General features: G+C 62.6%; 10 protein-coding genes. 5 read left to right on the top strand and 5 right to left on the bottom strand.

The annotated features are described in order from the left end of the window. The first annotated feature begins 34 nt into the window (after window positions 1-34). The 5 genes from AC1RRJ_RS15115 (at window position 35) to AC1RRJ_RS15095 (ending at window position 6,461) form a co-directional block, all read left to right on the top strand. Window positions 35-1,321: a spinster family MFS transporter gene (locus AC1RRJ_RS15115; RefSeq protein ID WP_493124088.1), complete on the top strand. Its 1,287-nt coding sequence runs from the start codon at window positions 35-37 to the stop codon at window positions 1,319-1,321. A 72-nt stretch (window positions 1,322-1,393) separates the two neighbouring features. Continuing rightward, a complete protein-coding gene (locus AC1RRJ_RS15110) occupies window positions 1,394-1,870 on the top strand; it encodes an Lrp/AsnC family transcriptional regulator (RefSeq protein WP_493124086.1) in 477 nt (158 codons plus the stop codon). Further along, window positions 1,870-2,337 (top strand): Lrp/AsnC family transcriptional regulator, encoded by a 468-nt coding sequence (locus AC1RRJ_RS15105; RefSeq protein ID WP_493124084.1) that lies wholly within the window; start codon window positions 1,870-1,872, stop codon window positions 2,335-2,337. The genes AC1RRJ_RS15110 and AC1RRJ_RS15105 overlap by 1 nt, the downstream gene beginning before the upstream one ends. A gap of 159 nt (window positions 2,338-2,496) precedes the next feature. Continuing rightward, window positions 2,497-3,573, top strand: coding sequence for an aromatic ring-hydroxylating dioxygenase subunit alpha (locus AC1RRJ_RS15100; RefSeq protein WP_493124082.1), 1,077 nt, complete (start codon window positions 2,497-2,499; stop codon window positions 3,571-3,573). A 347-nt stretch (window positions 3,574-3,920) separates the two neighbouring features. Beyond that, window positions 3,921-6,461 (top strand): TonB-dependent receptor, encoded by a 2,541-nt coding sequence (locus AC1RRJ_RS15095; RefSeq protein ID WP_493124080.1) that lies wholly within the window; start codon window positions 3,921-3,923, stop codon window positions 6,459-6,461. Window positions 6,462-6,600: 139 nt separating this feature from the next. Here the strand turns inward: AC1RRJ_RS15095 and AC1RRJ_RS15090 are convergent, their stop codons facing one another. The 5 genes from AC1RRJ_RS15090 to kdpC all read right to left on the bottom strand — a co-directional run bounded on the left by AC1RRJ_RS15090 (window position 6,601) and on the right by kdpC (window position 12,106). Further along, entirely contained in the window at window positions 6,601-7,563 is a 963-nt protein-coding gene (locus AC1RRJ_RS15090; protein ID WP_493124078.1) for a flavin reductase, read from the bottom strand. A gap of 180 nt (window positions 7,564-7,743) precedes the next feature. After that, window positions 7,744-8,037 (bottom strand): hypothetical protein, encoded by a 294-nt coding sequence (locus tag AC1RRJ_RS15085; RefSeq protein ID WP_493124076.1) that lies wholly within the window; start codon window positions 8,035-8,037, stop codon window positions 7,744-7,746. A 120-nt stretch (window positions 8,038-8,157) separates the two neighbouring features. Then, on the bottom strand, window positions 8,158-8,844 hold the full coding sequence (locus AC1RRJ_RS15080; RefSeq protein ID WP_493124074.1) for a response regulator transcription factor: 687 nt from the start codon (window positions 8,842-8,844) through the stop codon (window positions 8,158-8,160). Beyond that, window positions 8,844-11,441 (bottom strand): DUF4118 domain-containing protein, encoded by a 2,598-nt coding sequence (locus tag AC1RRJ_RS15075; RefSeq protein WP_493124072.1) that lies wholly within the window; start codon window positions 11,439-11,441, stop codon window positions 8,844-8,846. The genes AC1RRJ_RS15080 and AC1RRJ_RS15075 overlap by 1 nt, the downstream gene beginning before the upstream one ends. A gap of 71 nt (window positions 11,442-11,512) precedes the next feature. Then, entirely contained in the window at window positions 11,513-12,106 is a 594-nt protein-coding gene (kdpC, locus tag AC1RRJ_RS15070; protein ID WP_493124070.1) for a potassium-transporting ATPase subunit KdpC, read from the bottom strand. Window position 12,107: the final 1 nt, after the last annotated feature.

Raw genomic sequence — 12,107 nt, 5'->3', positions numbered from 1 at the left:
GCAAGCATGGAATCGGGATTATGAGGAGAATCAGGTGAACATATCGGTCGCGGCGTCGCCGACAGCGGCACGGCAGTCCAGCCCGTGGGTGGTGCTGATCGTCTTTCTGTTCATCTACATCTTCAACTATGCCGACCGTTATCTGATCTCGGGGCTGGTCGATCCGATCAAGGCCGAATTCGGCGTCGGCGACCAGTTTATGGGGTTGTTGATGGGGCCCGCCTTTGCCGTACTCTATACCACCATCGGTATTCCGATCGCACGCCTCGCCGACCGCTCGTCGCGCATCGCGATCATCTGCATCGGCTGTCTGGTATGGAGCCTTTTCACCGGATTGTCGGGCTTTGCCACCGGGCCGTGGACGCTGGCGCTGGCGCGCGTCGGGGTCGGGGTCGGCGAAGCGGCGTTCGTCGCGCCCGCCTATTCGATCCTGTCCGACTATTTCCGCGCCGAAAAGCGCGGCATGGCCTTCGCGGTTCTCGGCCTTGCGGTCTATTTCGGCCAGATCACCGGCTATGCCGTCGGCCCGCGGATCGCCGATGCCCATGACTGGCGTATGGCCTTTTTCGTCATGGCAGTCCCCGGCGTCCTACTGTCGGGCATCGCCTGGCTGGTGGTCCGCGAACCGGTGCGCAAACAGATATTGACCGTCGCCAACCAGATCCCGCTCCTCCCGCTGACCAAAAAGCTGATCCGGTCGAGTGCCTTCGTTCTGATGATGATTGCGATGGGACTGGGTACACTTTCAGGGGTCAGCTTCGGCTTCTGGGGCCCCGCCCTGTTCACCCGCCTCTATGACGTGCCGCTGGCCGAGGCGAGCAGCACTTTCGGCCTTTATTTCGGCAGCGCCGGCCTGATCGGCATGCTGCTGTTCGGCGCCTTTGCCGACAAGGCGGCCAAGGGCGGGCTCGAACGCCCGCTGAAAATGGCGGCGGGCGCGCTGCTCGCGGCCTCGGTGTGCATCATGCTCGTCACCTGGAGCGACAGCCTGGCGACGGCCAAACTCTTTGCCATCCCGTCGGGCCTGCTCGGCGGCGGCTGGTCGATCGGCATCATGGCGTCGCTGCAATATCTGCTGCCCGATCGCTTCCGCGCCACCGGGACCGCATTGTTCATCATGGTCACGACCTTTTTGGGCTTTGTCGTCGGCCCATGGGCGACCGGCGCGCTAAGCCAATATTTCGGCGACAGCGACATGTCGCTGCGCTGGGCGCTGACCATCATCATCCCCACCGGGATGGTCGCTGCGCTGCTGGCATGGATCGGTGCGCGCTATCTGGAATCCGATCGCGCGGCCCTCGCCAAGCCCGATGCCGCATAGGCCCGGCCCTTTCGTTGAACTTCGCCCGATGAAAAGATGGACTAGGCCGTGAAAAGAAATAAAAGTCCGGCGATGAAGAATGAATTCGAAATCGACGATACCGATCGGGCGATCATTGACGAACTGCGCCGCAACGGGCGTGCGACCAACCAGCAGATCGCCGAGGGGCTGGGCCTGACCGCGGCAACCGTCTCCAGCCGGATCCGGCGGATGGAAAATGCCAACAAGCTGCGCGTCGTCGCCGTCTCCGATTTCCGCGCCCACGGCTATAATGTGCTGATGGAGGTCGCGATCGAGGTCGACAATCGCCCCGCTACCGACGTCGCCGAGGAACTGGCCGCGCTTCCCGAAGTGTTCGCCGCGCATCTGACCACCGGCCGCTACGACATCGATCTGTTGGTCGTGCTGCAAACGATCGACCAGCTCCCCGATTTGCTGATGAACAAGTTCGGCAAGATCAAGGGGATCAGGTCGATGATCCCCGCCATCGCGGTCGATATCGTCAAATATAAATTCGACGTCGCGCCCATTGAAGCAAGAGAAGACTGATGGCGGATAGCCCGATCGACGAGATGGACCGCCAGCTGATCGAGATGCTGTCGCAAGATGCGCGCATGTCGAACCGCAAAATCGCCCTCGAACTCAATGTGACCGAAGGAACCGTGCGCGGCCGGATCAAGCGGCTGCAGCAGGAAAGGCTGATGTCGTTTACCGCGATCACCAGCGTCGACCTCGGCGAAGCGAGCAAGCTGGCCTTCATCGGGATTCAGGCCGACATGGGCAATCTGAAATCGATCGCCGACACGATCTCCGAAATCAGCCTGGTCACCAGCGTCCTGATCACGATGGGCCGGTTCAACATCCTCGCCATTTGCCTGTTCGACGATCTCGAACAGCTGCATTCGGTCGCGTCAGACCAGATCCTCGCGCTGCGCGGGGTTCACCATGTCGAGACCTCGGTCGTGGTGAAGACGCTGAAATATAACAGCCGGATTGTCCGCATCACCGACGACTGAGGTGCCGTGATCAGCTCACAGCGCGTAGCCAATTACATATTGCGTTACGCAGTTGACCATACTGTGAGCTAACATGTCACAATACGCGCATTGTGATTTGATTTTTCTGCGATTCATGATAGCCATGCCTTCGAAAAGATTCGCAGGTGAGGATGGCACATGGCAACCACGAACGACTATCGCCTCGGCGAATTCACCTATCCGCGCGGCTGGTTCATGATCGGCCGCTCCGAAGATGCGACGACGAAGCCCGAGGCGGTCCGCTATTTCGGCGAGGATATGGTCCTCTATCGCGGACAGAGCGGCCGCGTCTTCCTTATGGAGGCTTATTGCCCGCACATGGGCACGCACCTTGCGAAGAACACCACATCCTATGTCGTGATCGACGGCACCCAGGTCGAGGGCGACAACATCCGCTGCCCCTATCACGCGTGGCGCTTTGGCCCCGACGGCCGCTGTAACGACATTCCCTACTCGCCCGCGCCGCCACCCAAGAAGGCCTGCCTGAAAAGCTGGCAGGTGACCGAGCGCGCCGGCTGCCTGTGGGTCTGGAACGACATCGAGGGCGGCGAAGCGGACTATCCGCTCCCCGAGTTCCCGCAATGGGACGACCCGACCTGGATCAACTGGACGATCGAAGATCTGGGCGAGCTCGGCAGCCACCCGCAGGAGATCATCGACAATATGGCCGACAAGGGCCATCTGGTCCCCGTCCATGGCAGCCAGGACATGGAATTGTTTGAAAATGAGTTCGACGGCCATGTCTGCCGGCAGATATTGAAGGCCGGGCACCGCACGCTGACCAGCGGCGACGAAGGCATGACCAACGACACTTGGTACACCGGCCCGGGGATCCTCCAGTCGGCGATGGTCGGCGACTATCCCTCGCACATGCTGATCGCGCATACTCCGGTCGACGATGGCGTCGTCAAAGTCTGGTACGGCCTGTTCGTCAAATCGCCGAACGCGGTCCCGACCGACGAAGATGTCGCGATCGCCAAAGCCTATGGCGACGCCGGGGTTCAGGCCTTTGCCCAGGATTTCGAGATCTGGGGCAACAAGCGCCCGTGCATCCATCCGATGATGGTCCGCGGCGACGGCCCCTTCGACAAGGTGCGCATCTGGTACAAGCAATTTTACAACCCGCGGGCCGCGGCGGCGCAATATCAAACGCGTGTCAACGGCCTGTACGTCTCGCGCGGCACCACCCGCGACCCTTGGGACGACGCCGCCTGACCTTCCGGCGATGAGCCTAGGCTGATCCATGCCGTCATGGCGAATGCAATGCATCGCCACGCTGAACTGGCGCGGATCGGGATCCAATATTCCATAACTTTTGACCAGAGAACCCAAAGCCCCCGCCTGTCCGGGCGGCGGGCCCGCGTTCACCTACCAGTCAGTCGGCCAAATCGGGAGCCACACCCGCCATATGCGGAATTGGGGGTGTAAAAATGTCGCATTTGACTGTCAAATCATTGCCACTTTAATGATTTGCGTAATTGATATTGACATTTTATACGAATATCCCTTCACTCCACATAAGAATGGCTCCAGCAAGGAGCCGTCACTTCAGGGAGGGAAGAATGTCAGGCCATTACCGGAGCATTTCCAGATTTCTCGCGATCGGGGCCAGCGCCATCGCGATGTCGGCGCCCGCCTTTGCGCAGGAAAGCAACGCCGAAGCGTCCAACCTCGATACCATCGTCGTCACCGCGCAGAAGCGCGAACAGAATCTGCAGGATGTTCCGATCGCGATCAGCGCCATCGGCGCCGCGAAGCTGGAACAGTTGCAAATCAACGACACCCGCGACCTCTCGGGCCTCGCACCCAATCTGACCATCTCACCCGCCACCACCAACCATAGCGCGGCGGTTATCTCGATCCGCGGCATCCCGTCGGGGGCCCAGGAAACCTTCGGGCTCGACATGGCCAACGCCGTTTACATCGACGGCGTCTATGTCGCGCGCTCCAGCGCCGCGGGCATGAGCGTGATGGACCTCGAACGCGTCGAAATCCTCCGCGGCCCGCAAGGCACATTGTTCGGGCGCAACACCACGGGCGGCGCGATCAGCTTCGTCTCGCGCAAGCCGTCCGACGAATTCCGCGTCAGCGCCGAAGCCGGCTATGGCAATTTCAACGCCTGGAACGGCAAGATCGCAATCGATAGCGGGGAATTGTTCGGCGGCCTGAAAACCAGCTTCGGCTACGCCCACAGCGAGCGCAACGGGACGGTCGACAATATTCTGGAACCCAGGAAATCGCGTGACCCCGGATCGCGCAAGTCGGACGCGTTTCGCGCCGCCCTTGTGGCCGATCTCGGCGGCACCGGCAGCATCCAGTATATTCTCGACTGGAGCAAGATCGGCGGCAACCCGACAGCATTTCAGCTGACCCACACCGCCAACGGCACCTTCAACCCGCCGCAGATCGTCGATGCCAAGCCGGTGGTCGTGTCGCAGCAGGCACCGGTCGCCCAATATCTGGCCGCCGCAACCTTCCTCGAACCCGGCTGCGCGGCGCTCGGTGTCCCGACGCGCACCTATCGCGACAAGATTTGCCTGAACTCGGACGAACAGACGACCGACAAGTCCTGGGGCCATAATCTTCAGATCAAGAATGATTTCGAGGCTTTTGCCGTCAAACTGACTGGCGGTTATCGCACCTATACCAGCATCAACACCGGCAACGACCTCGATGGTCTCGGCACCATTCGCGGCCCGGCCTTCTCGAACGCGACCTTGTTCAACGGTATTCCCGAAGCACAGTTGGCGCTCATCCCGACGTCAGTAATCCCGGCAGCGGCGCGTCCGTTCATCGCGGCGGCTGCGGTTCCGACGACGACGCAGGACCTGTTCGACACCACCCATCGCAAGCGCCAGAAACAGTTCAGCACCGAACTCGAAGTGTCGGGCGACAGCGACCTGCTCGACTGGGTCGTCGGCGGCTTCTACTTCTGGGAAAAAGGGTCCGAACTCAATCCTCAGACCAGCGCCTTCATCCTCGACACGAACCCCATCCTCCAGCGATTTGGAGCGGATGTCGCAGCGGCCAATCCTGCCCGCTATCGCGCGGTCGTGACCCCGGCGGTACTGAACTATACAGCGACCAACGAATCCAAGGCCATCTACGGGCAGACGACCATCTATCCGACCGGCCGCGATAGCGGACTCAGCCTGACCCTCGGCGGCCGTTACACCTGGGACAACAAGCGGATGTCACGCACGCAAAATGGCGCACTTCCGCTGGCACGTATCGAATCGGGCGAAGGCAGCTTCCGGAAATTCACGTGGAACGCGATGGCGCGCTATGAATTCACCCCCGAAGTCAGCGTTTATGCGCGCGCGGCGACCGGATATCGCTCGGGCGGCTTCAACGCACAGGATCCGGTGATCACCGGAACGACCACCCTGCCCAGCTTCAAGCCGGAAACCGTGACCTCCTATGAACTCGGCGTGAAATCCGAATTGTTCGACCGCCGCGTCCGCCTCAATATCGCGGGCTATTATAATGAATATGATGATCTGGCGGTCATCGTTCCGGTCACCGACGCGCCTCCGGGAACCTTCGCCTCGCGGATCGGCAACGCCGGCAAGGTCACCTACACCGGCATCGAGGCCGATCTTCAGGCGTCACTCACCGACAATTTCTCGATCGACGGAACGATCGGTTATGTCGATATCAAGACCAAATCCTTCCTCGCGGGCCAATCGCCCACGTCAGGCGCGCCGGCGGTCGATATCGCATCGGTGGTACGCCCGACTTATACGGCACCGCTGACCGCCAATATCGCGCTCAACGCCCGCTTCCCGATTGGGTCCGGCGGCACGATGATCGTCGGACGCGTGGGCTACACCCATGAAGATGGGCGCTATAATTTCAGCAACGCTCTGTCATCGCCGTTCAACGAGGCGTTGAAGAGCGATCCGCGCGACCTCGTCGACGCCCAGCTGGCGATCGAGAAGCTGCCCCTCGGCGGCGGCGATGCCCGCGTCATGCTGTGGGTCAAGAACCTGACCAATGCGAAGGATATGATCCGCGGCATCGACTTTGGCCCGCTGGGTTATGCCGGCGGCTATTTCGCCGATCCGCGTACCTATGGCGTCACCGTCGGGATGAAATTCTGATCGATCTTGGAGGGGGTCGTTGCGGCCTCCTCGCTCCTCGAAACCGCCCGTCCTGACGTCGGTCAGGGCGGGCATTTTTCATGGAATGGGGTGCCGGCCGCTCGCTGCGCGAACCGCCACGCCAACCGGCACGCGGAAATTATTGGGCCCGGGGCCAAAGCGGCGGAATTGCCTCACCGCTCAATTCAATGATTTTCTTGAGGATCCGCTTGCCCTCGGCAATTTCACTCGCCGAAAAATGTTCCAGCAAATCATCCTCATACGCCTTGGCGACCGAGAGGATTTCCAGGAAATCCTCGCGCGCGCGCTCGCTCGGCCCATAGGCGCCGTCCAGCTCAATCAGCAAATTCCGCTCGACCATCGCGTCGAGCTTGGCCTGATCGGGATCATGACCGGTGTGTCGCAATGCCGCCTGCAAATAATCGAGCGTGACCGGCCCGTTGATCGCCGCCGCCGATATGGTGAAATATTCCACCTGATCGAGCCCGAGTTCCGCAAGCTTTTCCCATGTCGGCCGCGACGTCTGGAAATGCGAGCGCGACAAAAGATAGAGAAAAAAATCCTCGGTGAAGCGCCCCTGCTCCAACTCCACCCCCGACAGGATTTCGGTGGCAACCTTCGGGCGGGATTCAGCATATTTTCCGGCGTGAAACAGCAACGGCGCGTGATCGCGATGATCGAACGCCACAACTTCGCCGACGAAAATAATATGGTCGCCGCCCTCATATTGATGGACGGTCTTGCATTCGAATTTGGCCGAATATTCCTCCAGCACCGGCGACCCCAAGGTCCCGGCGTCCCACGGAACGTCGCGAAACTTGTCCTCGCCAGCCCGGGCAAAGCGATTGGACAAAAGCTCCTGATCGCAACTCAGAACATGGATCGCAAAATGCCCGCTATCCCGAAAAGCCGTCAACGACTGAGACGATTTGGCGAGCGACCACAGAACCAGCGGTGGATCGAGCGAAACAGAATTGAAACTGCTTGCGGTCACGCCGACCGGGCGATCTGGCCCCAAGGCCGTCGTGACAACGGTGACTCCGGTCGCAAAACTGCCCAATGCGTTTCGGAATTCGAGCGTGCTAAAACTATCCTGATTCATCAGGAAAACATTATCATATCTGCGGATTTAACGGAACATGTTTCGACGCAGCCAATGTTCATTTTTGGCGCAAATCCGCCGATCGGTTCAACCGCCACGCGCCTTGACAAGCACGCATTGGGCCAGCCCCAATTCACCAATATAGTTCAAATTTCTAAAAACTATAAACCATAATGGCAATCATGGATGCCGATCTTGCGGGTCCAGCCCGGACAATGCGTCGATCCGCCAGCGTTCGCCAACCTCGACCCGATCGAAAATATGCCGCCCCTGGGTGAGCAATATCGCGCCGAGACTGGCGCAGAGAAAGGCGGCCGCTGCGAGCGCGAGCGTCCGCATATCAGGGGCAGCATGGGTGTGCGTCACATGGAGCGCCACCAGCTCTCGGACCGCGAGCCCGGCGAGGCCCCAAAGTGCGATGCCCATCAGGCGCAATCCGATGTCGGTTCGTTTGTCTTGATGCCAGTTTCGCATGCTACATTCCTTGATGTAGCCATCCAATTAGACCCCTGCGTATAGGGTTTCGAGAGCGATTCCGGCGCGCGGCATAGTCTTCTCATAATGTCCGGGCATTTCGGCCCAAACACCCCCGCTTCAGCTGTCGCCGAGCAGCCGGTAGCCGACGCCGAGTTCATTGGCGATGACGCTGCCGACGGCCCCGGGTGCCTCGATCTTTTGCCGCAAATTGCGGATGACGATGCGCAGATATTCGACCGGCGCCTCTTCGGGGCCGGTCCACGCCGCCGCGAGGATGCGCTGGTGCGTGACGACGCGCCCGACATTGGCGGCGAGCAGCGCCAGCACATCATGCTCCTTGCGGGTCAGATGCGCCTCGGTCCCGCCGCGCCGCGCGATGCGCTGGTCGAGGTCGACCTCCAGATCGCCCTTGCGGAAGATTTTGGGTGCGCTTTCGGACACGCCATGATGGCGCAGCGCGACGCGCAGCCGCGCGAGCAGTTCCTCGCCGTCGAAGGGTTTGGTGACATAGTCGGCGGCGCCAAGGTCAAGCGCCGCGACCTTCTGGTCGGTCGCATCGCGCGCCGACACGACGAGGATGACGGTGTCGCCCTCCTTCTTGAGCAAGGGCACGAGTTCGAGCCCGTCGCGATCGGGCAGGCCGAGATCGAGCAGCACCGCATTGGGCCTTTCGGCCGCCGCGATGGCGAGCGCGCTGCGCCCGTCAACGGCCTCGATCACCTGATGCCCGGCGCGCTCGAGCGTGTTGCGCAGCAGGCGCCGGATCGATTGCTCGTCGTCGACGACAAGGATTTTGGCGGACATCAGAACTCGCTTTCCGGGGTATTGTTGCGCACGATGAGGGCCGAAGGGAAACACAGGCTGAAGCGCGCGCCGCTGCCGTCGCTGCGGTTCGCGGCCTCGACCGTCATGCCCATCGCCTCCGAAAAGGCTTTGACGATCGCAAGGCCAAGCCCGGTGCCGCCGACCGCGCGGTCGGAGCCTTCGAAGCGGCGAAATGTCTCGAACACCTCGGCTTCGCGGCCGGGCGGCAGGCCCGGCCCCTGGTCGATCACCGAGAGCTTGAGCATGCCGAAACTGTGCGCCGCCTCGATCAGAATCGGCGTGCCCGGGTCGGCATAGCGCCCCGCATTGTCGAGCAGGTTGAGCAGGCAATGGTGCAGCAATTGCTGGTCGACCTTGACCAGCGGCATCGCGGGCGGGACGGCCAACTCGATCGCATGCCCTTCGAGCGAGCGCCGCGCGTCATGCGCTGCGCCCGCGACGGCATCGGTCAGGTCGACCGCCTCGACCTTCAAATTGAGCGCCCCCGCCTCGACCCGCGCCATGTCGAGCAAGTTGGCGACGAAGCGGTTGAGTCGCGCCGCCTCGCTCTCGATCGTCGCGATGAGTTCAGGGGTCGTGCCATGGTGGAGTTCGGCCGCGGCCGCCATCACCGCAGTCAACGGCGTGCGCAGGTCGTGGCTGACCGACGAGAGCAAGGCGGCGCGCAGCCGGTCGCGGGTGCGGACCACCTCGACATCGCGCATATCCTCCTCAAGCCGGAGCCGTTCGAGCGCTAGCGCGGCCTGATCGACGAGACTGGTCAGCAGCGGCAACTGGTCGGGGCGCAGTGGATCGCCGCCGTCATCCTTCGAAAGACCGAGCACACCCTGTACCTTGTCGCCCGCGCGCAGCGGCTGGAAATACCAGTCCGACGCCGCAAGCGTCCCCGACCCTTTGCCGGTCGGCGCGGCATTGTCATACGCCCATTGCGCCGCCGCCATCTCCATCGTTTCGAGGCGGAAATCCATACCGCTGGCGGCCTGAACGACCAGCCCCGACCCGTTGGGCACCAGCACGACGGTCCGCGTATCGAACAGACGCGCAATATCTTCGCAGATCGTGCGCGCGAGTTCGACCGGATCGCTCAGCGGCGTCAGACGGCGCAAGAAGCCCGCAAGCGCCGCGTTTGTCCGCGCGCTCGCCGCCGCCATGTCGGCCTGCGCGCGCACCCGCGAAGTAAGCTGGCTGGTCAGCGACGCAACGCCGAGCAGGACGAGGATCGAAATGATATTTTCGGGATTGTTGACCGTCAGCGTACCCGTCGGCGGCAGGAAGAAGAAATTATAGGCGAGGCTCGAGACAAGCCCCGCGAACAGCCCGGTGCGTAAGCCAAACAGCGTCGCCGCCGCCATCACCGGCAGCAAATAGAGCAGCGCGACATTGCCGAGATCGAGAATATGGAACAGCGCGCTCGCCGCCGCGGTGACCCCCGCGACCATGAGCGTCGTCCATAGATAACCACGCCGTGATCCCCACGGTCCGCGCGGGAGACGAAAGCGTGCGGGCGCATCGGCGGGCACGTCGAGCGGCAGAACATGCACCGCCACCCCCGGCGTCTCGCGCACCAGGCGATCGACGACCGAACCGTGACGCAGTTCAAACAACCGCGAGCGGTGCGTCTTGCCAACGATGAGCTGCGTCGCACGGGCATCAACCAGAAACGCTTTGAGCCCCTCGACGATCGACGCCGCAGGGACAGTCGCGACGACCCCGCCGAGCCGGGTCGCGAGGTTCATCACCGCGGCGAGGCTACGATGCTCGGCCTCCCCGAACGACTGGGCGCGCTGCGTCTCGATGTAGACGGCGGTCCATGGTGCATGGAGCGCGTCGGCGCTGCGCTTGGCGGCGCGGACCAGCCCGTCGGCGCCGGGCAATTCGTTGATCGCGACGACGATCCGGTCGCCGCCAGCCCATGTCCCGCCGACGCCGAGGGCGCGGACATGGTCGAGCATCTGGGCATCGACCGCCTGCGCCGCACGCCGCAGCGCCAGCTCACGAAGCGCCGACAGGTTCGATTTCGAGAAGAAATGCGACAGCGCGCGCGTCGCTTCCTGCGGCAGATAGACTTTGCCCGCCTTCAGCCGTTCGATCAGCTCGTCGGGCGGAATGTCGACGACCTCAAGGTCCGCCTGTTCGAGGATGGAATCGGGCACCGTTTCACGAACGCGAACGCGGGTGAAGGACGCCACGACGTCGTTCAGGCTTTCGATATGCTGGATGTTGAGAGTCGAATAAACGTCGATCCCGGCGGCAAGCAGTTCCTCGACATCCTGAAAGCGCTTGGGATGCCGACTCCCCGGCGCATTGGTGTGGGCGAGTTCGTCGACGAGGACGAGGCGCGGCGCGCGTTCGAGTACCGCGTCGATATCCATTTCGTGGAGCGTGCGGCCCTCATAGGGAACCGCGCGGCGCGCGACGATCTCATGCCCGCGAACCAGCGCCTCGGTCTCGGCGCGGCCGTGGGTTTCGACGACACCAATCACCACATCGACCCCAGCGCGCGCGCGCGCGGCGCCGTCGGTCAGCATCTCATATGTTTTGCCGACCCCGGGCGCGGCGCCGAGAAAAATCTTCAAGCGTCCCCGGCCCTCCTGCGACGCCTGCCGCAGGAGGGCTTCTGGGTCAGGGCGATCTTTCTCGCCCGCCCTCACTGAGCCGGGCCGGCCCCGAGGCGATCGAGAGCCTGGTTGAGCGCGAGGACGTTGACGCGATCCTCACCGAGGAAACCGAGCATCGGGCCCTTGGTCTCGGCCGCGACGAGCGCGCGGACGCGGGTTTCGGGCAGCCCGCGGATCTTGGCGATGCGCGGCGCCTGCGCCAGTGCCGCTGCGGGCGACAGATCGGGGTCGAGTCCCGAACCACTGGCCGTGACGAGGTCGACCGGAACCGCCCCGGTCACGCCCTCGGCCTGCCGCTTTTCGACGTCAGCTTTAACCCGGTCGGTCAGCGCCTGCGCCGTCGGGCCGAGGTTCGAGCCCGACGAGGCGAGCCCGTCATAACCATCGCCCGCGGCCGACGGCCGGGTCTGGAAATAGCGCTCCGAAGTGAAGGCCTGCCCCACGACAGTCGAGCCGATGACCTTGCCGCTGGAATCGCGGATCAGGCTGCCATTGGCTTGGGCCGGGAAGAGGGTCTGTCCGATGCCGGTCATCGCCAGAGGATAGCCGATGCCAAGCAGGATGGCGAACAGGATCGTCATCACGATCGCGGGTCGCAGAGCGGATGTGAAGTCGTTGCCCATG

Source organism: Sphingopyxis sp. GW821-FHT12C06, assembly GCF_058807415.1.
Note: the sequence above shows the minus strand (reverse complement) of the source record. Positions and strands in the feature narration are given on the sequence as shown.

Excerpts from the sequence above, each read along its gene's own strand:
- AC1RRJ_RS15095 (WP_493124080.1), top strand. The coding sequence starts at position 3,921 with ATGTCAGGCCATTACCGGAGCATTTCCAGATTTCTCGCGATCGGGGCC.
- AC1RRJ_RS15080 (WP_493124074.1), bottom strand. The coding sequence starts at position 8,844 with ATGTCCGCCAAAATCCTTGTCGTCGACGACGAGCAATCGATCCGGCGC.
- AC1RRJ_RS15105 (WP_493124084.1), top strand. The coding sequence starts at position 1,870 with ATGGCGGATAGCCCGATCGACGAGATGGACCGCCAGCTGATCGAGATG.
- AC1RRJ_RS15100 (WP_493124082.1), top strand. The coding sequence starts at position 2,497 with ATGGCAACCACGAACGACTATCGCCTCGGCGAATTCACCTATCCGCGC.
- AC1RRJ_RS15090 (WP_493124078.1), bottom strand. The coding sequence starts at position 7,563 with ATGAATCAGGATAGTTTTAGCACGCTCGAATTCCGAAACGCATTGGGC.
- kdpC (WP_493124070.1), bottom strand. The coding sequence starts at position 12,106 with ATGGGCAACGACTTCACATCCGCTCTGCGACCCGCGATCGTGATGACG.
- AC1RRJ_RS15085 (WP_493124076.1), bottom strand. The coding sequence starts at position 8,037 with ATGCGAAACTGGCATCAAGACAAACGAACCGACATCGGATTGCGCCTG.
- AC1RRJ_RS15110 (WP_493124086.1), top strand. The coding sequence starts at position 1,394 with ATGAAGAATGAATTCGAAATCGACGATACCGATCGGGCGATCATTGAC.